Here is a 24,762-nt window from a genome sequence, read left to right as displayed (position 1 = left end):
GGGGTCATCGGGCGCACGTCCGGATGGCGGGCGAGATCCGGTCTCCGCTGATCATAATAGGTTGATGAGCTGACGGATCGCGGCGCATCAAGACCCTGATGCGTGGTTCCGTGCCGCTCCGGGGTGCCGTGTTCCGGGGTGCCGTGTTCCGGACCGCCGTGTTCCAGGGGTACCGNGCTTCCGGTTTTGGGGGCTTTCCCGACCGAGAATTTCCGTAGGCCCGCTCGGCCGAAGGTGGTCCATGAGCCAACGGGCGCGTCCGCACGTCCACCGAGACGGCGGCGTATATCTTGGGGTCGCGTCATATCAGTCCCGCGTCCGGAGTAACGTCTCCTTAGCGGTGCCACGCTGATATGCCGGCTGAACCCGACAAAACCCTCGGAGGAGACAGACTGTGTCGGATTCGCAAGGTCTTGTGTTCGCGTCAGCGGAGTGGCTGCCCAACGGAACCGAACATTGGGCCAACTTCAAGGTGACCATCTCCAACTACTCCACCGAGGACGTGGTGGATCCGGAGATATCCTGTACGTTCGCCGCGCCCCGGCTCATCCGGAATGTTTACGGACTGGTGTTCAACCCAGTTGATCGGCCGACTGACGTCGTCACTGGCCGCCTGGTGTCCGAACGGAAGATCATCCAGGCGAGGGGATCGCAGGAGTTCACCCTCGCGATGCAGAACGGTGGTACGGGCGCCGGCTCGGATCCCGCCCTGCTGCCGAACGGCTTCACGGTCAACGGGGAGAACGCCAACCCACCCGAGGACACCGATCCGCCCACGGTGCCGGAGAAGCTGCGCATCACCGGCTGGGCGCCGCACAGCCTGCACCTGACCTGGGATCCGTCCACGGACAACATCGCGGTGGCGGGCTACGAGGTGTTCTACCGGACTCCGGGTGGAGAACCCCGTGTCCTGGCGACCACCGCCGCCGAGGCCACGGTGTCGGGGCTGAACTCGTTGACGGAGTACATTCTGCGGGTCCGCGCGTTCGACGTCAGCGGCAACCGGTCGGAGCTGTCCGAGGAGGTAGCCGCGTCGACTACCGCCCCCCTCCCGGACCCCGGTACCTGGGATGCGCCGCGAGCGCCCTTCGTCGACTACACCGCATGGCCGAACCCGAAGCTCGCCGAATACGGCTCCCTGTCCGGAATCGACAGTTTCTTCGTCGGCTTCCTGGTGGCGCAGCCGGGCGGCGACAAGAAGGTGTACTGGGGCGGCTATCCGAGCTACGGGGAGGCCGCGACAGGCGATTTTGGCAAGGAGGACTTCGCCGCGTTCACCGCGCAGGGCGGGAAGGTCATCCTCTCCTTCGGGGGTGCTTCCAACGTCCCCCTGGAGGATGTGGAGACCGACGTTTCCAAGATTGTGGCGACGTATCGGGCGATCCTCGCGAACTACGGGGTCAGCCATGTCGACTTCGACTTCGAGGGAGCGTTCATCCAGAACCGGGCGGGGTTGGAGCGGCACGTCGCCGCCATCTCCCAGGTGCTCCCGGCCTACCCCGGCCTGAAGATCTCCTACACGCTTCCCGTCGACGGCGCTCCCGGCAGCCTGGTGGGTTTCAACCCCGACGGGGTGCGTCTGCTGCATCTGCTCGCCGACGCGGGCGTCCAGCCATCGCTGATCAACGGCATGCTGATGGAGTTCGGCCAGACGGCCCCCTCGGACGCCTATGAGTGCTGCGTGATCGCGCTTAACGGCATGTTCACGCACATCGCCGGGGCCTGGCGCGACTGGGACGAGCAGAAGGTCTGGCGGCGGATCGGCGCCTGCCCGATGTTCGGCCGCCACATCAACGGCCGGATCTTCACGCTGGACCACATGCGCCGGCTCGTGGAGTTCGCCCGTACCCACAACATCGGCGCCGTCTCCGGTTGGGACGCCACCCGGGACTACAACCAGGGCCGCCTGCCCGAATGCGCCGACTTCAACGGGAACGACCTGGCGAAGTGCACCTACGTCGAGCAGAACCCGTTCGACTTCTGCAAGATCATCGCCACCTACCGACCCGAGTCCGTTCCCGCCGCCGCGCTGCGGCGGTAGGTCCGCGCCCGCGGCCCGGCGGCGCACGTAGCCGCCGGGCCGCGGTCCGGCTTTCCTGGCGGCATTCCGCCAGGCGGACCGGCGGATCCGTCAGGCGACGGAGGACATCCCCGGTTCCCAGATCTCGAACCCGGCCGCCAGGTAGCGGTTCCTGGCCGCGGCTCGCATGATCTTGCCGCTGCTGGTCTTCTGTAGCCGGCCCGGCAGGGCCAGCACGAGGTCGTTCACCGAGAGGTCGTGTTCCCGCGTCACCGCCGCCCGGATCGACGCAGCGACGTCCCTCGCGTCGGCGGTGAGGCGCTGCTCGTCCCTGATCTCCTGCACGACGACCAGCTTCTCGCTGTCGGCACCGGGAACCGAGAACGCGGCGCACCCGCCGGGGCGCAACGCGGGGTGGGCCGACTGGACGGTGAGCTCGATGTCGTGGGGATAGTAGTTCCGGCCCCGAATGATCACCAGGTCCTTCAGCCTGCCCACGACGTAGACCTCGCCGTCGACCAGCAGGCCGAGATCGCCGGTGCGCAGGTAAGCCCGGCCGGTCTCGCCGTCGAACTCGGCGTGGAACACCTCGGCCGTCGCCTCCGGGCGGCGCCAGTATCCCTGCGCCACCTGGTCGCCGGAGACCCAGATCTCGCCCACCTCGTCCGCGGGGCACGGGCGTCCCGTTTCGGGNTCCACTATCCGGAGCTCCTCCTCCGGGAGGACGAGCCCGGATCCGACGAGACTCCGGCCGCGTCCGCCCGATGCCGGCACATAGCGCCGGTGACCGAGCGCCTCGACGTCCGCCTCGAGGGCGCGGGGACCGCGGCCCTTCCGGCTGCNGGTCACGAGCAGGGTCGCCTCGGCCAGGCCGTAGCACGGGTAGAACGCCTTCTCGTCGAACCCGTGGGGCGCGAAGATCGCCGAGAACCGGCGCAGGGTCTCGTGACGGATGGGCTCGGCCCCGTTGAACGCGACCTTCCAACAGCTGAGGTCGAGGTCCGGCACATCCCCCCGGGCGGCCCGTGCGACGCAGACATCGAAGGCGAAGTTGGGCCCGCCGCTGGTGTGGGCCCGGTACCGGGAGATGGCCGACAGCCAGCGCAGGGGCCACCGGATGAACGTCATCGGCGCCATGAGGATGCTGGTCGCCCCGAGGTAGAGCGGCTGCAGGATGTTGCCGATCAGCCCCTGGTCATGGAAGAACGGTGCCCAGCCGACGAACGTCGAGTCCTGATCGTGGTCGAACGCGCGCCGGATCATCTCCTGGTTCGCGGCGAGGTTCCGGTGGGAGACCATGACCCCCTTCGGATCGGACGTGGAACCGGAGGTGTACTGAAGGAAGGCGACGGAATCCGGCGGACAGGGCCGGGGGCGGAAGCTCGTGCCCGCCTGGTCCGTCTCGTTCGTCTCGTCCGCCACCTGGTCGACCGGCAGCCAGGGGAGGGGGCCACGGATCGATTCCACGACGGGCCTGATGTGCTCGACCATCGCGCCGACGGTGAGCACGGCCGAAGGCTCGCAGTCCTTGATGATGCTCCGGGTCGCGTCCTGGATCAGGTTCCTGCGCGGGGGGTTGACGGGGACCGCGATCACCTGCGCGTAGAGGCAGCCGAAGTAGGCGACGATGAAATCCAGACCCGGCGGGAAGAGCAGCAGCGCCCGGTCGCCGGGCCGGCAGCGCCGGATCAGCTCCCCGGCCACGGCGAGCGCCCGCGCGTGCAGGTCGCCGTACGTCAGTACCGCCTTTTCCGCCTCGTGTTCATCCACGAACACGTAGGCCCGCCTGGCCGGCTGGCGGGCGGCGCGGTTCTGTAGGACTTCCGGCAGCAATGTCGCGTGCGGCACCCTTTTTCCTTCCCTCGACTTTCCCTCCCGCCCCGGGAGCGGCTCGACGGAGCTCATTCCAACGCCGCGGCGATGCGCGCCGCGATGGCCACCCGGTGGCGTTGATGGAAGAAGTGATCGCCCGGGAAGGTGTGGACCGCGAAGGCCGCGTCCGTCTCGTCCCGCCAGGCTTCGATCTCGGCCAGGTCGACAACCGGGTCCGCGGTTCCGTAGAAGGCCGTGATCGGGCAGCGCAGCCTGGGTTCGGAGCGGTACGCGTACTCCTCGCTGAGCGTCAGATCGACTCTGGTGAGCCGTAGCGTGTAGCGCAGGAAGGCCGCACTCCGATGTGAGCCCCCCGTGTCACCCATCGTCTTCAGCGCGGCAACGAGCGCGTCGTCCGGCAGGTGATGGATCGGTGCCCTGCTGGCGGGCCGGTGTGGCGCCCGGCGGCCGGAGACGAACAGATGCACCGGTGGGATACCCGCCGCACTCAGCGCGCGGGCCAGCTCGAAGGCGACCAGTGCTCCCATGCTGTGGCCATACAACGCCACGGGCGGGTCGATCAGCCGGGTCACCTGTGGTAGCAACGCGTCGACGGCATCGTGCACCAGGCGCAGCGCGGGCTCGGCCACCACGTCCTCACGACCGGGCAGCTGGACCCGCACCGCCGCGACGGTCGACGGGAACAGCCCAAGCCATCTGGCGAAGGAACTGGCTCCGGCACCGGCGTGCGGGAGGCAGATGAGCCGCACGGCGGCATCCGTCGGTTCGTACCGCAGCCACGTCCGGCCCGTCAGCCCGGTGCCCGATACCCCGGTGCCCGATACCCCGGTGCCCGATACCCCGGTGCCCGATACCCCGGTGCCCGTCACCCGACACCCCGCACCGAGACCGGAAGCTGCTTCAGCCCGCGGACGATGAAGCTGTGATCCTGCCAGTCGGGTTGCGTGACCAGGAGTTCCAGGCGTTCGGCTCGCCGGTACAACCGATCAAGGGCGACCTGGGCCTGCAACTGCGCCAGAATCCCGCCCAGGCACCCGTGCATCCCGTGGCCGAAGGCGAGATGCCCTCGTGCGTCGCGGGTGATGTCGAACTCGTCCGGCCGGCTGAACACCGCGGGGTCGCGGTTCGCGGCGCCGAGGCACAGCAGAACCTGATCGCCTGCCCGGATCCGGCTTCCGTCGATCTCGACCTCGCGCGTCGCGACGCGCTTGGTCAGCTGCAGGGGACTGTCGTAGCGCAGAGCCTCGTCGACGGCGCCGCCCAGCAGCTCCGGCCGACGGCGCAGGCGCGCGTCCTGATCCGGGTGCTGGAGCAACGCGAGGAGACCGTTGCCGATGAGGGATTTCGTGGTCTCGTTGCCGGCCACGAAGCACATGATGCAGACGAAGACGACTTCCTCATCGCTGAGCCGGTCGCCCCCGGCCGTCCGCGCGGCGAGCAGCCGGCTGATCAGATCGTCACCCGGCCGGGACCGGCGTTCGGTGACCACGTCGTCCAGGGCCTGCGCGAATGTCTCGACGACGTCGGATACCCGGGTGAAGTCCTCGGTCTTCATCAGCCCCGGCTCGAGCAGGAAGCGGATGTCATGCGTCCAAGGCCCGACGCGCTCGCGCAGGCTGTCCGGAAGGGCCATCCAGTCGCACATGACCGTGAGCGGTAGGGGCCCCGCGAGATCGGCGACGACGTCCATGCCGCCGTCGTCCCAGGCTCGCCGCACCAGCCGCTCCGCGACCTCGTGGACGCGGGGGCGCAGCTCGGCGACCGCCTGCGCCGTGAATACCCGGTTCACCAGGCCACGCAGCCGGGCGTGGTCGGGGTTGTCGGTGAAGACGAGCGACTTGGTCGCCAGCCGCCCGATCCGCGCCACGTCGTCCCGCGACAGCCGCGACGCCTGCCGGCTGACCAGCTGGGGGATGAGCCCGGCGCTGAACGTCCGGTCGTGCAGGACACCGCGCACGTCGGCGTGCCGCGTGAGCACCCACATGCCCAGCGTCCGGTGGACGGGCTGCGCGCCTCGAAGCCGCGCATAGAGCGGGTACGGACTGCGCCGGAACTCGGCGCCGAAGGGGTTGAAGCGGATCGGTGCCCGGGTGGCTTCGGCGGTCGCGGTGTCGGCGGTCGCGGTGTCGGCGGTCGCGGTGCTGGGTGTCGGGGACGTCATCCCGCCCGTGCTCATCCCGCCCGCACCCCGCGGCCCTCGAAGTATCCGCTCCCGAAGGGCTGAAGGACGAGCCTGAGCAGGCAGATCTTTCCCATCCGGAACCCCAGGGCGGACAGCTTCAGGTAACGCTCGTACCGGGCGACCACCTCCGGTCCGACGACACCCACGGCCTCCTCGCGGTGTCGGCGCAGTCGGCGGGCCCACTCCTCGCATGTCCAGGCGTAGTCGAGCCGACCGTTGTGCACCGACTGGATCTCGAAGACACCCTCCGCCGCGGCGGTGATCTCCGTGAGCGTCGGCAGATCCGCCGCCGGAAATATCTCCTGCTGAATGAAGGCGCTCGCGTTCTCGCGGGACATGTTCGCGTAGGCGATCGTCTGCAGCGACAACACGCCGTCCCGNTTCAGCCAGCCGTGGCAGCGGGTGAAGAACTCCCGGTACAGGCGGATCTTCTCGGCGGACGAGTCGTCGGGTCCGGCGAAGTGCTCGAAGGCACCGATGGAGATGATCCCGTCGAACCGGGTGCCGGGTTCGTAGTGCGCCCAGTTCTCCGTGCGCACCTCGACACCGGGATAGCCGCGGGACCGGACGAAGGCCGCCTGCTCCGCACTGAGGGTGAGACCGACGGAGCGTCGCACCCCGTGCGTTTCCGCCAGTCGCCCCAGGATCGAGCCCCACCCGCAGCCGATGTCCAGAACGCTTTCGGCGCGGTCGGCGCGAATCGCGTCCAGGTGGAACCGCAGCTTCCTTTCCTGGGCTGTTTCCAGGGTGTCGTCCGCGCCTTCCCGCAGCGCGCAGGAGTAGGTCAGCGAGCGGTCCAGCCAGAGCCGGTAGAAATCATTTCCGACGTCGTAGTGGTGGCGGATGGCCGCCGCCGCTCCGACCGTCCGATCGTGTCCGACCGAGGTGGCCATGACGACTATGCCACGTGCCGCGGGAGCTGCGTGTGCAGGTACGTGGCGACCGCGTTGAGGTTCGGGTTCTCGAACAACGCCTCGGGCGGTAGGTCGACGCCGTAGCGTTCCTCAACCTCGATCAGCAGGGAGACGGCGAGGGCGGAATCGATTCCCAGTCGATCGAAGTCCGCGTCCGGATCGACCTCCTCCGCGGGTATCTCGAGGAGACCCGCGACATACTCCTGGCACCAGGTGACAATCTCTTCCCTGCTTGGCTCCACCGTGCTCGCTCCTTATACCGCGGTACTCGGAGCGGATCTTCTGGCGGCGATGCGCTTCGCCGCCATCCGCTCTTCGGACGGAAGTTTGACATCCCAGGCGAGGCCACTGACCGCGAGCAGCCTGATGAGCCAGTAACCCGGATCGAGGCGGTACCACCGCAGCCCGAAGGAGGGCGAATCGGGGAACGCGTGGTGATTGTTGTGCCACGATTCGCCCAGGCTCAGCAGGGCGAAGATCCCGCCGTTCCTGCTGTTCTCCCGGGACTCGTAGGGGCGGGNGCCGAACATGTGCAGGAAGGAGTTGATCCCCCAGATGACGTGTTCGAGGACGAACATCCGTACGAGACCACCCCAGAGGAAGCCGCTCACCGCCCCGGTCCAGCTTTGGTAGACGAGGCCACCGACGAGCGCCGGGAGCAGAAGCCCGAGCGTCACCCAGTAGTAGTAGAGGCGGGCCACCCGGACCAGCGCGCGGTTCTTGATCAGATCCGGCGCGTAGTGGACGACGTTGGGATATTCGTGGCGGCGCATCCACAGGAAGTGCGAGTGGGCCAGGCCGCGGAGCCGGCCCTTCAGACCGTTGCCGGCGAGATTCGGCGAGTGCGGGTCTCCGTCGCGATCGCTGCACTCGTGGTGCCGCCGGTGCAGAGCGACCCAGGACACCACGCCGCCCTGGCCGGCCATCGAGCCGAGTACCGCGAGCGCGGCCGCCGCGGCCGGCGCCGCCTTGAACGCGCGGTGCGTGAAGAGCCGGTGATAGCCGACGGTGATGCCCAGACCGGTCAGGAGCCACATCGAGAAGAGTAGGGCGAGTTCGGTGGCCCCGATCGGATGTACCGCGAGAAACGCGATGGCGGCGGCGGTGCCGGCAATCGGGAGGACGTCGAACAGCAGGAAGTGCCGGCGCTGCAGGCGATGCAGGTAGGAATTGCTGATCGTCTTCCGGCGGGGAGTGGATCCATCGGCTCCGTACCCGTTTTCAGAGTACCCGGTTTCAGGAATGTGCGTTGCAGGCTGGAAGCCAGCCATTCTCGACCGCCTCCTCCGGAGGGCTGCGGATGGGTCGTCGGCCCGAACTTTTCCGATCGTAACAGCCGTCGTGGCCGGTTCCGGAACATGCGCCGGAGTAATCGATCGTGAGATTGTGTTTCGTTATCGTCCGCTGCTGAGCCGCACCCGCCGGCTCTCCGGCCCACGGATAGTGCGGGTGCCGCGGTAGTGCGGATGCCGCGGTAGTGCGGGTGCCGCGGTAGTGCGGGGTGTCGCCCAGCACCGTCATAGGGCGACACCGCATGGTCAGGGCGACAGCCGGATGGGGAGTGTCTCCAGGCCACGCACGGCCAGATGCGGGCGATAGGAGGGAGGGTCGCTGGCCGGCGTGAGGCTACCGGCCCGGCGCACGAGTGCCTGCAGGGCGATCTCCGCCTCCAGTCGGGCGAGCGGCGCGCCGAGACAGTAGTGGATCCCCAACCCGAAGCCGAGATGACGGGGGGCGGGTGTCGGCCCGGCGTACCGGCGGATGTCGAACCGGTCCGGCTCCGCGAAGGTCCGCGGATCCCGCCCGGCGGCGGCCAGCATGATGACGCCGACCTCGCCCGCGGCGAAGGAGTGCCCGGCGACCTCGGTGCCACGCAGCGCGAGACGCCCGACGAACTGGACGGGCGGGTCGTGGCGCAGCGTCTCGTCAACGAGTGCGGGCGCCAGGTCGGGGTCGGCCCGCAGCGCGGTGAGCTGGTCGGTGTCACGCAGCAGGGCGAGCACCGCGTTGCCGATCAGGTTGATCGTGGTCTCGTACCCGGCGACCAGCAGCAGAGCGCACAGCTCCAGCAGTTCGGCCTCGGTCAGGCTGTCACCCTGCTCCCGCACCGCCACGAGAAGACCGAGCAGGTCGTCGGTCGGCCGAGCCCGTCTGGCCGCGANCAGATCCGTGAAGTAGGCGTCGAACTCGACGGTGGCCTTCCCTCGCAGGGCCAGCTCGTCGGGTGTGAGCAGATAGTCCGGATCGAGGCCGCGGGTGAGGGCGGTTCCCCAGGCCCGGAACGTCTCCTCGTCCCGCACGGGCACACCCAGCAGATCGCAGATGATTCTCAGGGGAAGGGGACGGGCGAACGCGTCGATCAGATCCACCTCGCCAGCCGCGAGCGCGGCGTCGAGCAGCGACTCGACCAGGACGGTGATCTGTGGCCGCAGCCCGGAGATGACCCGGGGAGTGAACGCCTTGCTGACCAGCCCGCGCAGCCGGGTGTGATCGGGCGGGTTCACGCCGAGGAGCGACCGCAGCCCGCCGTCGAAGCTGTTGGCGGAACGCCAGGCGTTGGTTCCCCCCTCACCCCGGCCCCAGGCGGCGTCCTGCAGAACGTGCATGCAGTCCTGGTAGCGGGTGAGCAGCGTGACCTGCTGGGCGCCCAGCGGCAGACGGTAGAACGGATCCGCCTCCCGTAGGGCGTGGTAGCTGGGGTAGGGATCATGGCGTCGGGCCGGATCGAACGCGCCGAAGGCCGGCGGCGTGCCGACCGCGGCCGCACCGGACGGGGAATCGGCATCCATTGTCAGCTCCTCGCTTCCGGTGGTCGGTGACCCCGCAGCCGCGCCGCCGCCGCTGCGTGCGACCGTGAAGGACGTTTGCAGGGCGAACCGGACTCCCGATGAAGGGAACGCGAACGGACGACGAGAAGAACGGGAAGGACGGGAAGGACGAGGAGACCGAGAAGGCCGNCCGNCCTCTCCCTCATNGNGGGAGAGGCCCGCCGGCGGCGGTGACGACCACCCCGACCGCGGCGGCGATGAGCAGGGTGAGAACGACGCCGCGGCGCAGGGGCAGCAGGAGGATCATGGCGCCGCCGAGGGTGGCATACTGCCAGGGCCGGTCGAGCGCGCCGGCTAGCGGGATGGCGGAGCCGAGGATGGCGCCGGCCGCGGCGGGGGCGGCGCCATCGAGGAAGGCGCGGATTCGCGGTTCGGCCCGCAGCCGGGCGAAGTGGGGACCGCCGAGCAGGATGAACGCGAACGACGGACCGAAGGCGACGGCTGCGGCCAGTAGCCCGCCGCCAATCCCGGCTGCCGCGTACCCGACGGCGGCGACGGTCTGCACGACGGGGCCGGGGGTGATCTGTCCGAGCGCGACCGCGTTGAGGAACTGGTCGGCGGTCATCCAGTGATAGTGGTCGACCGCGTCGGTCTGCATCAGCGGGATGATGACGAAGCCGCCGCCGTAGGACAGGGCACCAACCTTGAAGGCAACCCAGATCAGCGCGAGCAGCCCGCCGGTGCCGGTTGCCGCGGCGGCGAGCAAGGGCATGGGTGGCGCGGCAGCGCCCGGCTGGCGGCCGGGCCGATGGTGGCGGCGGGCGGCCAGCTCGAACGCGCCGCAGCCGAGCAGGACGAGCACCAGCCACGGGCCGACAGCGGCGGCAGCCGTCGCCCCGGTGGCCAGGTAGCACGGCCAGCGCAGGCGGCTGACCGTGCGGGCCCGCCGCCAGCTTGCCGGCAGCAACGCGACGCCGGTCTGGACGGCGACGGCCGCGACCGCGGAACCCGCCCCGGCGCCGGCGGCGCGCACCCACCGCGGCGGCGAGCCGGCGAGGAAGATCGCCGCCAGCGCGAGAATCAGGATCAGACCTGGCACGATGAACGCGATCCCGCCAACGAGCGCACCCGGCCGGCCCCGGAGCCGCCAAGCGCAGTAGATCGCCAGCTGGGTGGACGCCGGTCCGGGCAGCAGGTTACAGACCGCTACGGCGTCTTCGAATTCGGTGGCGGTCAGCCACCGTCGTCGCTCCACGCAGAGCTGGCGCAGCAGCGCGATGTGCGTCGGCGGGCCGCCGAAGCCGAGGCAGCCGATCCGGCCCCATTCCCGTAACACGGCGAGCAGGCTCGGGTGAGCGGGGGTGGCCGCGGACGGCGCATCGAGCTCCACGGTTGACATCCTCTCCTCCCCCGAGGGAGGGGATTCCCGGGCCTCGCGGCACCCGGCCGGGTGGTCAGGGTCGGCGCCGATCCACGAACCCTCCCTCCCCTGAAGCACTCGACTGAAGCACTCGACCGGCTGGCCGCGAGATGGTGGCCGCGAGGGTGTGTCGCGGCCACCATCTCTGCGAGCCAGGCAGCTCGGTCAGATCTTTCAGATTTTAGCGAGGAGGTTCCGCATACTCGTGATCTCGGCGTTCTGGGTGTTCTGAATATTCTCGGCGAGCTGCTGCGCCGGGGTATAGCGTCCGTCGCGGATTTCCGTCTTCGCCATGGTGACGGCTCCCTGGTGATGTGCGATCATCATGGTGAGGAACATCTTGTCGAAGGCGGGTCCGGTCGCGTTCCCCAGCGCGGTCATGTCCGCGCTGGACATCATTCCTTCCATGGTGTCGCCCGGCATCATGGTTTCTGATCCGTGGCCGTTCATGCCGTGGCCGTTCATGCCGGGGCCGCCCATGCCGGGGCCGCCCATGCCGGGGCCCGATCNGCCGCCGCCGGCGGGGGGAGCGGTGGGCTGCTTCCAGGCCGTGAGCCAGCCGACCATCGTGGTGATCTCCGGAGTCTGCGCGGCGCGGATCTGCGGCGCGAGGGTCTTCACCTCCGGGTTCTGGGCGTGGGTGCCGGCCAGGTCGGCCATCTCGATGGCCTGCCGGTGATGGGGGATCATGTTCTGGGCGAAGGTGACGTCGGCGGCGTTGTAGTCGGTGCTGCCGGTGGCACTGGTGGCACCGGTGGCACCGGTGCTGCTTCCCCCGCTGCCGCACGCGGTAAGAACGGCTGCGGCCAGAAGCGCCGGGATGAGCAGGATGAGTCGTCTCATGCTGGTTCCTCGTCTGCCAGGTGTCGGTAGATCCTTGTGCGGGTTCGCCGTGCGGAAGTCCGTGGGGACGCGCAGGCGAAAGCCGACCGGTCTACAGGCGGAGCACGCAGAGGCAGACGAGTGAGGGTGCGTGGGACGGTGGCGGTCCGCCGGGGGGCGATCGTCCAGGCCGGGATGACGCCACACGTAGCCGGCTCCGGGCGGTGAAGGTCGAGCGGACGGCGCGGGTGAGCAGCAAGGCGATGAACAGGACGCCGGCCAGGCGAAGGAACGCCAGGCACAGCTGACCGGCATGCCCGTCGTGGCCTGCGTCTGTGGCCGGCATCGTGACCCTGGTCCGCGGGTCGAGACCGGCCAGGTGGACGGGCGCGGAGCGCGGATTCATCCCACCGTCGGGCATCGTCGCGTCGGGCATCGTCATTGATTCGCTCCGGGCCGCGGGGAGCCCGTGCGTGCCGGAGTCGGTATGGCCGGCGTGCGCGGACAGGCCGCCGTGCATGAGCAGAATGCCGAGGAGCACGGGCACGAGAAGCGGGAGCAGATGCAGCCTGCCCGGGGTGCTCTTTTCTCTTCCTCGGCGCCGGACCCTCACCGTTGCATGATGCTCCACGCGCAGGCGCTCGGTAAAACCCGCGCCCGGGCCGGCTCGTCTCTCGCACGGTCGAAAGAGCGGCTTACCGGACCCTGCCGACGTAGTAGCTGCTGCTGTAGATGGGCTGTAGGTTGACATTTCGTCGAGTTTGTGGCGCGGCCCACATATAGCCGTTGCCTGCGTAGATGCCCAGGTGGGTGATGTTGCCGGGAGTCCCGAAGAAGATGAGGTCGCCGGGCTTCTTCCCGGACCTGGGGATGCGCACCGTGGCCTGGAACTGCTGCTGGCCGGCCCCTGGTCCGCACCCGAGTTGCACATGCCGCACGGCTCGGACGCCGTACACCGACCACCGCACCGCCGGACCCTTGTTGACGATGTCGACCCGATCCAGCCCCAGAGAAACTGCGACAGCACGGCTCGCCGTGGTCTCCTCCCCGGCGTCGTCGAGCCAGCAAGGAGCTATGATCATGGTGTTGCGCGGCAGGGACCTTCGGATCCAGCAGGCTTGAGAGGAGACGCGATGATTCAGGATCGCGGTCCTTCCCTTCGTCCCCGATGCCGACGACCCGTACGGCATCGGGGACGGCTCGTCGACGCCCTGCTGTCCGGCAGCTACCTCGCCCTCACCCATGCCACTGTCGACTTCGACCCGACCCTGCTGGCGGCGACCGAGACCTATCGGCAACGCGGCATCCCACGCAGCCACGCAGCCGCGCCGAGGTGGAACGTTTCCTGGCTGGCCTGGAACTCGTCGAGCCGGGCGTGCAGGTCGTGCATCGCTGGCGGCCGGACGACACCACGCCGAAAGACGTCACCGACGCCCAGGTCAACAACTACGGCGCCGTAGGCCGCAAACCGTAACGTCCCTCCGATCGGCCCCGATGCTGGCGGTACCCACCTCCAGAGAAGCTGTGTCTCCCCAGATCACCTCTAGGGAGACACAACGAGGAAACCCTGGCGAACTTCGGCGCTTCGCCGCTGGGGCGGATCACTACCAGCGTGGGCGCACCGGTCCACCCGTGAAGAACCGGAGCAGGTCGCCGAGGATCCACTCAAGATCCAAATTGGGTTCCGGCTCGACTGGCGGTCCGGCCAGTCGAGCACCGGGGTGAACGGTGCGGTCGGTCACTGGATACCTCGATCAGACGGCGACCGACCTGAACGGGGCGCTCCTCCCCAGGCCGGTGATACGCGCGCGGAACGGGGCAGGCAGATGGATCACATCAGGCCTACTACTCGGCCGTAGGCGCCCACCGGGTCGTCCTGGCTGGGTGGGTCCGGGTGGCGGTGCTCGGGGAGGGCGGACAGCTCCGGCCGGTAGACGACCAGCCTGCCCGCGCGTTCCCGCTTGGCCGCGTACATGGCCAGGTCGGCCTGGTGCAGCAGGCTGTCGGGACTGGCCGGCCGGGTGGTGGAGCCGTCGAGCGTGACTAGGCCGAAGCTGGCCCGCGGGGTGTAGATCTGCCCGGCCAGCAGGCACGGCTCCTGGACTGCCATCGCGAGCCGCTCACCCACCTTCCGGGCGTCGACGCCGCCGCTGCCGAGAATGATGGCGAACTCGTCCCCGCCGAGCCGGGCGACGGTGTCCACCGCGCGGGTGTCCGCCCGCAGTCGCTCCGCGCTGATTTTGAGGAGTTCGTCCCCGGCGGCATGGCCGAGCGTGTCGTTCACCAGCTTGAACCCGTCGAGATCCAAAAACAGGACGGACACCGTCCCGGAGTCGCCGGCGTGGCAGGCGTCGGGGTTGTCGGGGTTGTCGGGGTCGTGGGTGAGGGCTCGTTGCAGCCGCCGAGTGAACAGCGCCCGGTTCGCCAGGCCGGTCAACGGGTCGTGGAACGCCTGATGGTGAAGCTGCCGTGCGCGCTGGCGTACCTCGGCCAACAGTCGGTTACTCTCCGCCAGGGTGACCATCTGCCGGACCAGCGCCACCAGCAGCAGTCCGACCATGCCGTACGCCTCGAACCGGTCGAGCTGCGCACCGGTCGACAGTTTGCCCAGGATCAGCAGGCCGGCCGCACCGAGCACGGCGTAAGGCAGCACGGCGTGCGCCCACACCGCCCGGGGGCCGCCCGGGGTGAGGCTGTCGGTCGTGAGGCTGTCGGTCGTGAGGCTGTCGGTCGTGAGGCTGTCGGGTGTGGGGTTGTCCGGGTGCGTGCGCGCCGGTAGCAGAGCGGCAAGGAAGATCATCATAAAGGCGAGGGTGAATCCGATCATGGCCCAGGGGGGAAGGTGGTGGCTGTCCGGCGCGGTGCTGTAGACGGAGATGTTGCTGGTGAGTCCGTCGATCAGCAGGCCCGTGCTGAGCAGTACCGACGCCGCCGGGGAACGCGGCCGGCGGAAGCAGGTGATCAGCAGCACCGCCGTGGCGAGGANCAGGCTGGCGACCGGGTGGAGCAGGGCGGCCAAGAGCTGGATGGGGTCGGGCGGGCCGGCCGGGACGAGCGCGGCGAGAGTCGTCCCCCACGCCAGCAGGATGATCGAGCCGACGATCAGCACACAGTCCAGCAGGGTGATCGTATGCCAGCGGTATCCGCTGTGTCGCGCGGTCCTGGTGTTCTCGCCCTGGCCTTCCACCGGTGCGGTGGGTAGGGACAGCAGCCCGGCCAGGGCCACCCCGTAGAGAACGAGGAAGATGGCATAGCTCGGGGACATGCGGCCAGTCAGGAAGCCGCCGGCGAGGAACGTCGCCGCCGTCGCGAGGTTGGCGACCAGCACGCCGCCAGCGGCGAGGCGGGCGAACCGCCGGCGGCGCTCCGTCCCGCGAACCTGCCGGGCGGTCCGGAAGCAGGCGGCCGCAGTGGCCAGTTGGGCAGCGGCGTCGAGGAAAATCGACGCGATTCGGGGGGTCTCCGGATTTACGACCAGTTTTCCCCAGGTCTTGCCGGATTCGGCTGGCCGCTGCGGGGCAAGTTCCCGAGTCCTCGTCTGGAAGAACTCGACGGCGGGCGTCCTCGCCAGCGTGTACCACCTATCGTGGGTGATCGGGTATACGGGGGTCATTATTTCTCCTTGGCGGGGTGTCAACCCGGATCGCCGTATTGCGTGCACAGCCAGCGACGATCATGACGGTTGGCGGTCGACGAAACACCGCGCCTGATCGTGNAGTGCTGTCACCGTCTTGACCTGCGTGACAGGTTCACCGTCCGTCGCATACAGGTCGGTGAGCGTGTCAGCGTTGTCGACGTTGACAAGGGTTCCCATCGGCTTTCCGCTGCCTTGTTGTATGAAGTGAGTCACAGCCTTGCAGTCGGTGGGGGGTGGTGCACCACCCCTCCGGGTAGTCAATAGCTGGAAATCGGGTGGTCAGTGTCCTGAGCGAAGCCACTCTTCCCGGAGATCCTGGTTTAGATCTTCTTTTTTTATGCGGAGCGTGGCGAGAAGCATGGGCGGTGGTCGAATCCGAGCTCCCGCCACCGTCGAAAGACCGGCGGGCACCACCTCAAGGGCACGAACGTCCACGTCCGCCGACGGTGCTCCCGTTGCTGACGGTGTTGGTGCGGCTCGCCTGCGTGCAGGACCGGGATGGCGGCCGGCCGCCGCTGGCTGGCCGCCCCTGGCTACCCACCCGGCGATCGCCGGACGGGAAAACCACGGGTTCACCCGTGAATGGACATGAACCTAAAGTTTTGGTATCGCGCCTGGACTGGGCGGTTCGGGTGCGTGGAGCCGGCGTTGCGGCGGTGGGGACGTTCCCATTTCCGTAGCCGGGNGTGGGTGGGAAAGGCGACGGGATCTGCCGGGCCGGGCCCGTTTCCAGCGGCCGCCTTCTCCAGGGTCGGGCCTTCTCCAGGGTTGCTGTGGATGGTGCCTGCCCGTGCCGTTAGGGTGCTCGTCAGTGGCATCCGAGTGGCATCCGAGTGGCGAGCGGATGTCCGAGTGGCAAGGGGATGGAGGAGCGGTGACGGAAACACGGGACCCGGCGTGGGTAGCGACGACGGGGGACCGGGAGCCGGTGAACCTGCGGATGGATCTTCCTCATACGGCCCGGATGTATGACTACTACCTGGGCGGGAAGGACAACTTCCCGGCCGACCGGGAGGCCGCCGAGCAGGTCATCGCCGCGTTCCCCAACGCCCGCGTCACGGCCCGGGAGAACCGGGCGTTCATGACGCGGGCGACCCGGTTTCTGGCCGGGGAGGTCGGGATCCGCCAGTTCCTGGATATCGGTACCGGCATCCCCACCAGCCCGAACCTGCACGAGATCGCCCAGGGCCTCGCCCCCGACACCCGGGTGGTTTACGTCGACAATGACCCGATCGTGCTCACCCACGCCCGCGCGTTGCTGACCAGCACCCCGCAGGGGCGCACCGCCTACCTCGACGCCGACCTGCGCGACCCTGACGGGATCCGCGCTGCCCCGCAGCTGCACAGCACTCTTGACCTCACTCGGCCGATCGCCCTGTCCGTCGTCGCGATCTTCCATTTCATCCCCGACGCGGATGATCCCTACGGGATCGTGCGTCGGCTCCTCGACGCGTTGCCGTCGGGGAGCTATCTTGTCCTCACCCACGGCACCGGAGATTATGATCCGGACGCGGAACGGGCGGCGGAAGCCTACCGGCAGAAGGGGATGTCGGTGCAGCCCCGCAGCCGATCCGAAGTCGAACGTTTCTTCGACGGGTTGGAGCTGGTCGACCCCGGGGTTCAGGTCGTTCACCGCTGGCGGGCCGACGGCAGCGCCGTCGAGGAGCTGACCGACGCGCGGGTCAGCATCTACGGCGGCGTTGCCCGCAAGCCGTAGCACACCATCCGGGCCAGGGCAGGTCTGAACCCGTCAGGCCGCGCAACATCCAGACATCCAGACGTGCCTACCCATAACAAGATCTACAAGATGCCTGAATGCTTACGCGCAACGCCCGGGCGGGCCGAGGGCTGTACGCCGGTGACCGCGAACCGCTCGACCACTACCGCTCGCCGTTGATCCATGGCTCCGGTCAGACCGGAAACTCGGTCCTCGCCGGCTCTGTGGCCACGTGCGACAGGTGTTCGCCCCACCGGCGCGCGCGGTCGATCTCCCCTGGTGCGAGTGCGTTGTCCTTCGTCACGAAGAAGCTCTCCGGCGGGCAAACCTGTCGCGCTCCGTGCCGGCGCAGCAGCCGGTGAATGCGCTTTGACGCCCGGCCAGTCAAGATCGAGGGCCCGTGTGCGCGCGTATCGAACGCTGCCGCATACCCCTCGATCACGCCGCAGCGGGCGAACCATTCCCGCAGTCCGGGGCCTTCTGCGCCGGGCTCGAGCGCCACACCGCTCGGTGGCTTCCGAGCGATCTCGCCGGCCGACGTACGGCTGGCCGGACGGCTCATGCCGTGCACATGCGTGGGACCGCCCACGACGACGACGTCGGCACCGCTGATCACCTCAGGATTTGCGTCACGCACCGGGATGACGACTACCTCATGGAGCGGGCCGATGCCATCCGCAATCGCCTGGCCAATCTGCCTCGTGTTCCCGAACATCGACTCGTACACAACAACAACCCGCATGGCGAAATGCCTCCTCGGATTCACTTACGGCGATGACCCGCAAACGCCGCTGCCTCGGGATCCGACGTTGCCGCTGCCTCGGGATCCGACGTTGCCGCTGCCTCGGGAGCCGACGTTGCCGCCGCGTCGCGGGAGGCAGCATCCGCATAGTTCCCTTCGTCTCCTCTTCGCCGTGACCGGCCAAGATCCGGCCCGGGCCTCCACGCCTTGTGCTCCTCAGTGGTCCCCAGCGGGGGCAGCATCCACCGGTGCGAAGGTCCCGGCCAAGCAGAGCACTGATGCCCGGTGGCCTCGCCCAACCGGTCATAGCGCGGCGGTGGGACTGAGCAGGATCGCGGNCATCCTTCACGGTCCGCGTCGATGCCCATACAGTGAGCGCCTGATCAAACGTGTGCCCGGCTGGAGCGATTCCGCCTACGGCTACGCAGATCGTCCTGTTCCGCGCGCACCCACCACGCCGTCACGGCCGTCCGCCCGTGCCCGAGGAGTGAGAGGAGCAGAAGGCACGCCGCAGCGACCGGTTAACTGTCCCGGTCCCTGATCAGTCGTTGCCGCCTGTCGTGCGGCGGGTGCTGAGCAGGCGCTCTTCCAGCCAGGCCCATCCTTCGGGGCGACGGTGCCAGCGGTGCCAGTCCCACAGCACCCCGTGCACCCGCGGGCCCTGTTTGATGACCGCCAGCACCGCGACGCGGGTGCCTTCGGAGACAACCATCTCGGGGAACTCGCGAACCGCGCNGTCGGCGGTCCGGAACGATATGCCGCCGCTGCCGAACGGACCGGCGACCATGTCAGCCAGCTCCCCGACCGCTCCTTCGACGCGCGGGATCTCGACGGTCGCCGCCCCTCGATGGGGAACGTCACCGATCGCGACTAGTTCCCCCGTGTCGTGGAACCATTCCAGGTGCGCGACCCTCGACGCGAGGGCAGCAGCGACCGGGTCGGGCACCTGCCAGTTACCGAAATTGGTGATGAAACTGGTCGGGCGCCGCTCGTCGGCAGCGAGGAAGTCGTTGATCCCCCAGATCTCGACGTCCGCGCCTGCGACGGGCAGATGGGAAAGTGGNCCCCCGCCGGTATTCGCGGNCACCCTGCCTCCTCACGGCGCCGTTGCTCGATCCTCAGTTTGCCAGTTGCCAAAGCACGTTCCGCGCCGCCCCCTGCCGCGATGCGTTCCGGCCGGGTCGCGAGTCTGTTCTGGCGACCGTCGTAGGACGTCGTAGGACGCCGCCCGGCACGAGACACCACGGAGGAGACCATGACGACCACACCGGACGGCCCGGCCACAGCGCTGCCTGGCCGCCCGCCCGTCGTTGACCTGACTGCCTGGCAGACCGCCCGTGACGAGCTTCTGGTCCGCGAGAAGGCCCACACCCGCGAGGGCGACGCCCTCGCCGCGGCCCGCCGCCGGCTGCCGATGGTGGAGCTCGACGGGACGGTCNAGGTCGTCGGGCCCGACGGCCCGGTCCCGTTCCTGGACTTGTTCCAGGGCCGCGACGAGCTAGTGGTCTACAAGCACATGTGGTATGACGGCGCGCCGCACCAGGGGCAGTGCGAGGGCTGCACCACTACGGCCTGGCACCTGAAGGACGCCGTCTACCTCAACGCCCGCGGCGTCTCGTTCGCCATCCTGACCACGGGCCGTTGGGACGAGGTGGCCTCCTACGTTGAGTTCATGGGATACACCCAGCCCTGGTACTCGGTGCGCGACGTGGACGGGCCGGTCGGCGGCAGCATGGGTTACATCACCTGCTTCCTGCGCGACGGCGACCGCGTGTTCCTCACCTACTCCACGACGGGCCGTGGCAACGAGCCGGTCAACGGGTCCCTCGGCCTGCTCGACATGACGCCCTACGGCCGCGGCGAGGCATGGGAGGACAACCCCGAGGCCTGGCCCGAGGGGCGCAGCTCGTGCTGGTTCTGGCGCTCGGACGCGGACGGGAACGCCACCTGGGGCCCGACCAGCCGCCCCGTGCCGCAGTGGACCCGCCCCGGCGCGACCCCCGTGGAGACCCTCGGTCGGCACGGCCACCACCACTGACGCGCCTTCGTCGACGGTGTCGGCAGGAAGCGCCCGTTGAGCGTTTCTATGCTGGCGTGCGTCTTAACGAGGATGAACAGGAGAAAATCCGCGCGGGGCTGCGGACGGAGCTTGACACTCGTCGGCGGGTGCGGCGAGCTGTACCAGCTGTCCGGACCGCAGGTGCAGCGCATGAGTAACCAGGCTTTCTTCACGAAGCTCTTGGCAGAGGTCGAAGAGGACGAGGCGGTCGTAACCGGCGTACGCCTCCGCGAGCCCTACGCCACGCTGACAGGAGAGGCGTTTCGGCGGGCGGTGGCCNGGGGNGGTGGCCGCGCCGGGCATGAGCCGGGCTGGGACAGTGACAAGCCCGGTCTGGCCGCGGACACAAGCCTCGGCCACGATCTGGACCCTGTTGGGGATCTTGGTCGTGGCCAAGGCTTGACCGTGACCAAGGTTCGAAAACGATCTATCTGGTACCCCGGGTGGGATTCGAACCCACACTGTCGGTGGTTTGAGCACCGTCTCTCTGCCGTTGGAGTACCGGGGCCGGCGGGTGGAGCGTGTTGGATCAGACGGAACAGGGGCGAGTTGGCGCAAGTGGAACGGGCGGAGGAACCGGGCGGGACGAGGGCGAGGAGATCGCCGTCGAACCTGGCCGGAACCGCTCCTTGAAGACTCTATCCGGGTAGGGTGCGTTTCGACCTCCCGCCCTCCGTGTCCGGGGCGGGACGGCCCCCCGATCGTCCGTCCTGCCACACTAGGGACGCACCTCCGAGACCAGGAGTCCGACTCGATGAGCCACCCCTCCTCGAACCCGCGCCGGGTTCTGATCGCCGAGGACGAAGCGCTGATCCGGCTCGACCTCAGGGAGATGCTCCAGGAGGAGGGCTATGAGGTGGTCGGGGAGGCGGGCGACGGCGAGATGGCCGTCAACCTCGCCGGCAAGCTCCGCCCCGACCTGTGCATCCTCGATGTGAAGATGCCGAGGATGGACGGCATCGAGGCCGGTGCGAAGATCGCCAAGGACCGTATCGCTCCCGTCGTCATCCTCACCGCCTTCAGCCAGCGGGAGCTGGTGGAACGTGCCCGTGAGGCCGGCGCCATGGCCTACGTGGTCAAGCCGTTCCAGAAGAAGGACCTGCTGCCCACGATCGAGATGGCGATGAGCCGCTTCACCGAGATCGTGAGCCTTGAGGCCGAGGTGGAGGACCTGCAGGGGCGCCTGGAGGCCAGGAAGATCATCGAGCGGGCCAAGGGCGTGCTGCAGACCGAGCACGGCATGACCGAGCCGGATGCCTTCCGCTGGATCCAGCGCACCTCGATGAACCAGCGCCGGACGATGCGGGCGGTCGCCGAGGCCGTGCTGTCGGGTGAGGCGTTGCCGGGCTCGTGACCTCCGTGTCCGTGACCTTCGCGTCCGTGACCTTCGTGTCCGTGATCCCGGAGGCCGGGTGAGCGATTCGTCGCGGACGTCTCTCGCGTCGATGACCGGTTCGATCGGGCGGTGGACCCGGGCCAGATCGCGCACCGGTCGCGGACGCGTGGCGCTTGCGGCTCTCGCCGTCCTGGTCCTCGCGGTGCCCTCGGTCCTGGGGCTCACGCTGGCCGCCAGCCTCGGCGCAGGCGATGACGCCGGTGGCGGCGCTGGCGCCAGAGCCGCCACCGGCGTCACCCGGGTCGCCACCCTCGGTGTGATGGCGCCGCTGTCCGGGGATCTCTCCACGGACGGGGTGAGCGCGCGCAACGCCGTCGCGCTCGCGGTCGACGAGGCCAACAAGTCCGGGGCCGTCCCGGGCTGGCGCATCGAGCTGTCCGCCCACGACGACCTGTCCCGTCCGGACGGGGGAGCGCAGGCCGTGGACGCCTTCGTGGCGAACAATCATGTCATCGGCGTGGTCGGGCCGCTGAGCTCACTCGTAGCGAAGGTGTCCCTGCCCACACTGAGCGCCGCTGGCATCCCCGTCGTCTCCCCGTCGAACGCGGACCCGACGCTGACCGACTCCGGTTCCCGGCCGCGCACCCGGCCCTTCCCGTCCTACTTCCGCCTGGCCGGAACGGACGAGCGCCAGGCCCGGGTCGCAGCCGAGTACGCGGTCAGGACGCTCGGCCGCAGGCGTATCGTCGTCGTTGACGGCGAACCGAGATACGGCACGACCCTGGGCGCCCGCTTCGCGGCGCGCGCCGCCGCTCTCGGCGCGTCGGTGACATCGGTGTACCAGGTCCGGGGGGACGAAGCGGACGGATCCGAGATCGCCGACACCGCGCGGGCGATCGAGGAGGACGCCCCCGATCTGGTCTACGTCTCGACGGGTGCGGCCTTCGCCGGGAAACTGCGGGCCCGGCTCGCCGACGCGGGGACGTCGATCCAGGTAGTGGGTTCGGACGCGTTGCTCCAGCCCCGCTACACCGACGAGGCGAGGTCGGCAGCCGACGGCGATCTGATCATCGGTCCGCTGGTCCCGCCGACCCGGCTGCCGTCCTCGGGTGCCTTCGTCGCGGACTACTCCGACCGTTTCGGGGGACCGGCGGATGACGAGGGCAGTACCCGTCCCGGGGCCTCGGGCGGCGTGGAATCGCCTGGCGCGAGTGGGCGGTCGAGTGGGACTCTGGGCCCGCGGGGCCAGGAGGACCCTGCGGACCTGCGGAGCCAGGAGGATCCAGCGGAGACCGCCTCGCCCGGCCGGGGCGCCACCACCACCCCGAGGGTGGTCCACGGCACCTCGGCACCGGTATCGGCACCGGGGCCGGGCCTGGAGGAGGGGCCCCACGGGCCCCCGGCCGCCGGTACCCGCGGTACGTCCGGGGTGAACGACCCCGCCGCGGAGCTGGAGCTGCGGCGGGCCGAGGCCATCCCCGCGGTCGCGGCCTATGCGTACGACGCCGCCAGGGCGATCATCCGCGCAGCGGCCACGGTGCTGCCGGGCCGGACGACCGTGGACGCGGCCACCAGACACGACCTCGTGACGGCGATCGGAAGCGGCTCGTTCGCGGGGATCACCGGCTCCGTCGCCTTCGACCGCTGGGGGGACACCCGATCGCCCACGGTCGTGCTCTACACGGTACTCGGCGGCAGATTCGTCCCGTTGAAGACGGAGAACTGACCGACCGGCGGTGACGTGTCGGCGGCTGCCGTAATGGCTGCGGCGGCTGCGGCAACCGACATCCTCCGACCGGGCCGTTGCGGGTTCTGCCGGGTCGTTCGCTTCTCCGATCGGGTCGTTTGCTTTCGGACTCACCGGCGAAACCCCCTTCAAGTTACGACACGCTCACGTTGCGCTTCCCTTCCACTCCTCCGAAGGTTACGTTTTCGTCACTATCCGCTGTCGATCGGTTGCCGATGATGCGGTGGCGGACCGGGTCCTGACGCCGAGGGTGTCGGTAGCGGCAGCGATGTGCTGTGGGAGGGCGTGTCATGACGGGTCCTGGACGGCGAGGGGGCGTGCCCCGACCGAGCGTGACGCGGTGGGGGGCCCTCGGATCCGTGGGTGTGCTGACAGCCGCGGCCGTCCTTGCCGGCTGCGGCGGTGGTTCGTCCGGNGACGACGGGNAAAAGGAATACGCCATCGGNTTTCAGGGGCCGCTCTCCGGCGACAACCAGCAGCTCGGCATCAACGCCTACGACGGGGTGCTGACCGCTGTCGAGCTAGCGAACCGGCGCAAGGATCTGCCGTTCAGGCTGCGCCTGGTCGCCTCGGACGATCAGGGTATGGCCGAGCAGGGGCCCACCGCCGCGCAGAAACTGATCGACAATCCGGAGGTCATCGGCGTCGTCGGCCCCGTCTTCTCCGGACCGACGAAGTCGAGTGAGCCGCTCTACAGCGGGGCCGGGCTGCTGTCGGTCAGCCCGTCGGCCACCAATCCGGCGCTCACCGATCTCGGGTTCACCAGCTTCTACCGGGTCATCGCACCGGACACCGTGCAGGGATCCGCCGCCGCGGAATACCTTGCCAAGGTCGTGAAGGCGGACAAGGTCTACTCTCTCGACGACCGGAGCGAATACGGCACCGGCTTGTCCGGAGCGCTCGAGAAGGCCCTGACCGGCCGTGGCATCCGCGTGATCCACGACGGCATCAATCCGACGAAGGACTACACGTCCCAGGCCACGAAGATCCTCGCCGAGAATCCGGACGCCGTGTACTATTCTGGCTACTATGCGGAACTCGCGTTGCTGACCAGGGCGCTGCGCAGCAAGGGGTACACCGGGAAGGTCGTCAGCGGCGACGGCGCGAACGACGACCAACTCATCCACCAGGCCGGTGCCGGCAACGCCGAGGGAACGCTGCTGACCTGCNCCTGCGGTGACCCGAACAGCGATCCCGCGGCGGCGGGGTTCGTCGCCGACTACAAGACGATCAACGCCGACGCGCGGCCTGGAACCTATTCCGGCGAGGCTTATGACGCCACGAACGCCGTCATCGAGGTGCTGCGCCGGCTCGGTAGCGGCGCGACGCGGGAGGCCGTGCTCGCCCGGTTCGGCTCGGTCGACATTCCTGGCGTCACCAAGCGCATCAGATTCCGGAAGAATGGTGAGGTCGAGGGCTCGACGGTCTACGTGTACGAGGTCCGGGCCGGGAAACGGGCCGTGCTCGGCCCGGTCAGCTCCCTCGTCAGACCGTAACCGGCGGACCTGCCCGGCCGGCGGACCTGCCCGGCCGGCGGACCTGCCCGGCCGGCGGAGCGACGTGGT

Annotated in this window: 18 protein-coding genes, 1 tRNA gene and 2 pseudogenes; 7 read left to right on the top strand and 14 right to left on the bottom strand. The window is 69.0% G+C overall.

Features of this window, described 5'->3' with window-relative positions:
• Window positions 1-394 precede the first annotated feature (394 nt).
• Window positions 395-2,041 (top strand): fibronectin type III domain-containing protein, encoded by a 1,647-nt coding sequence (locus CED_RS21360; protein ID WP_011436040.1) that lies wholly within the window; start codon window positions 395-397, stop codon window positions 2,039-2,041.
• Between the two features lie 90 nt (window positions 2,042-2,131).
• On the opposite strand, the gene CED_RS05495 is transcribed toward CED_RS21360, so the two are convergent.
• From CED_RS05495 to CED_RS23405, 11 genes and pseudogenes are all read right to left on the bottom strand, one after another.
• Complete coding sequence (locus CED_RS05495) at window positions 2,132-3,868, bottom strand: fatty acyl-AMP ligase (RefSeq protein WP_035908948.1); 1,737 nt, start codon at window positions 3,866-3,868, stop codon at window positions 2,132-2,134.
• Window positions 3,869-3,921: 53 nt separating this feature from the next.
• Window positions 3,922-4,722 carry a thioesterase II family protein gene (locus CED_RS05490; RefSeq protein WP_035908947.1) on the bottom strand — a complete coding sequence of 267 codons (801 nt, stop codon included), beginning with the start codon at window positions 4,720-4,722 and terminating at the stop codon, window positions 3,922-3,924.
• Entirely contained in the window at window positions 4,719-6,014 is a 1,296-nt protein-coding gene (locus CED_RS05485) for a cytochrome P450 (protein WP_049760874.1), read from the bottom strand. Before CED_RS05485 ends, CED_RS05490 begins: the two co-directional genes overlap by 4 nt.
• Window positions 6,015-6,025: 11 nt before the next feature.
• A complete protein-coding gene (locus CED_RS05480) occupies window positions 6,026-6,928 on the bottom strand; it encodes a class I SAM-dependent methyltransferase (RefSeq protein ID WP_035908945.1) in 903 nt (300 codons plus the stop codon).
• Window positions 6,929-6,933: 5 nt separating this feature from the next.
• Window positions 6,934-7,191: an acyl carrier protein gene (locus tag CED_RS05475; protein WP_011436045.1), complete on the bottom strand. Its 258-nt coding sequence runs from the start codon at window positions 7,189-7,191 to the stop codon at window positions 6,934-6,936.
• Window positions 7,192-7,203: 12 nt separating this feature from the next.
• Entirely contained in the window at window positions 7,204-8,220 is a 1,017-nt protein-coding gene (locus tag CED_RS05470; RefSeq protein ID WP_035908944.1) for a fatty acid desaturase, read from the bottom strand.
• Window positions 8,221-8,487: 267 nt separating this feature from the next.
• Window positions 8,488-9,738, bottom strand: coding sequence for a cytochrome P450 (locus CED_RS05465; protein ID WP_035908942.1), 1,251 nt, complete (start codon window positions 9,736-9,738; stop codon window positions 8,488-8,490).
• Window positions 9,739-9,919: 181 nt separating this feature from the next.
• A complete protein-coding gene (chrA, locus tag CED_RS05460) occupies window positions 9,920-11,116 on the bottom strand; it encodes a chromate efflux transporter (protein WP_051868679.1) in 1,197 nt (398 codons plus the stop codon).
• A 195-nt stretch (window positions 11,117-11,311) separates the two neighbouring features.
• Window positions 11,312-11,980, bottom strand: coding sequence for a DUF305 domain-containing protein (locus CED_RS05455; protein WP_035908940.1), 669 nt, complete (start codon window positions 11,978-11,980; stop codon window positions 11,312-11,314).
• A gap of 91 nt (window positions 11,981-12,071) precedes the next feature.
• A complete protein-coding gene (locus CED_RS05450; RefSeq protein WP_011436050.1) occupies window positions 12,072-12,572 on the bottom strand; it encodes a hypothetical protein in 501 nt (166 codons plus the stop codon).
• Between the two features lie 82 nt (window positions 12,573-12,654).
• A pseudogene (locus tag CED_RS23405) lies at window positions 12,655-12,870 on the bottom strand (C40 family peptidase); the annotation flags it as partial.
• 232 nt (window positions 12,871-13,102) lie between these two features.
• Between CED_RS23405 and CED_RS22175 the strand changes: the two are divergent.
• A pseudogene (locus tag CED_RS22175) lies at window positions 13,103-13,433 on the top strand (SAM-dependent methyltransferase); the annotation flags it as partial.
• A gap of 357 nt (window positions 13,434-13,790) precedes the next feature.
• Here CED_RS22175 and CED_RS05440 read toward each other — a convergent pair.
• A complete protein-coding gene (locus tag CED_RS05440) occupies window positions 13,791-15,572 on the bottom strand; it encodes a GGDEF domain-containing protein (protein WP_035908939.1) in 1,782 nt (593 codons plus the stop codon).
• An 898-nt stretch (window positions 15,573-16,470) separates the two neighbouring features.
• Between CED_RS05440 and CED_RS05435 the strand changes: the two genes are divergently transcribed.
• A complete protein-coding gene (locus CED_RS05435) occupies window positions 16,471-17,313 on the top strand; it encodes an SAM-dependent methyltransferase (protein ID WP_011436053.1) in 843 nt (280 codons plus the stop codon).
• 193 nt (window positions 17,314-17,506) lie between these two features.
• Here the strand turns inward: CED_RS05435 and CED_RS05430 are convergent, their stop codons facing one another.
• A complete protein-coding gene (locus tag CED_RS05430) occupies window positions 17,507-18,055 on the bottom strand; it encodes a flavodoxin family protein (RefSeq protein ID WP_011436054.1) in 549 nt (182 codons plus the stop codon).
• A gap of 1,255 nt (window positions 18,056-19,310) precedes the next feature.
• Here CED_RS05430 and CED_RS05415 point away from each other — a divergent pair.
• Window positions 19,311-20,093 (top strand): DUF899 domain-containing protein, encoded by a 783-nt coding sequence (locus CED_RS05415; protein ID WP_035908927.1) that lies wholly within the window; start codon window positions 19,311-19,313, stop codon window positions 20,091-20,093.
• Window positions 20,094-20,546: 453 nt separating this feature from the next.
• On the opposite strand, the gene CED_RS05410 is transcribed toward CED_RS05415, so the two are convergent.
• A tRNA-Leu gene (locus CED_RS05410) sits at window positions 20,547-20,622 on the bottom strand.
• A gap of 246 nt (window positions 20,623-20,868) precedes the next feature.
• On the opposite strand from CED_RS05410, the gene CED_RS05405 reads away from it, so the two are divergent.
• The 3 genes from CED_RS05405 (at window position 20,869) to CED_RS05395 (ending at window position 24,693) form a co-directional block, all read left to right on the top strand.
• A complete protein-coding gene (locus CED_RS05405) occupies window positions 20,869-21,468 on the top strand; it encodes an ANTAR domain-containing response regulator (protein ID WP_011436057.1) in 600 nt (199 codons plus the stop codon).
• Between the two features lie 91 nt (window positions 21,469-21,559).
• Window positions 21,560-23,176 (top strand): branched-chain amino acid ABC transporter substrate-binding protein, encoded by a 1,617-nt coding sequence (locus CED_RS05400; RefSeq protein WP_035909012.1) that lies wholly within the window; start codon window positions 21,560-21,562, stop codon window positions 23,174-23,176.
• 311 nt (window positions 23,177-23,487) lie between these two features.
• A complete protein-coding gene (locus CED_RS05395; protein ID WP_200875367.1) occupies window positions 23,488-24,693 on the top strand; it encodes a branched-chain amino acid ABC transporter substrate-binding protein in 1,206 nt (401 codons plus the stop codon).
• Window positions 24,694-24,762: the final 69 nt, after the last annotated feature.

It is taken from the genome of Frankia sp. CeD, from assembly GCF_000732115.1.
Taxonomy (GTDB): Bacteria; Actinomycetota; Actinomycetes; order Frankiales; family Frankiaceae; genus Frankia; species Frankia casuarinae.
Note: the sequence above shows the minus strand (reverse complement) of the source record. Positions and strands in the feature narration are given on the sequence as shown.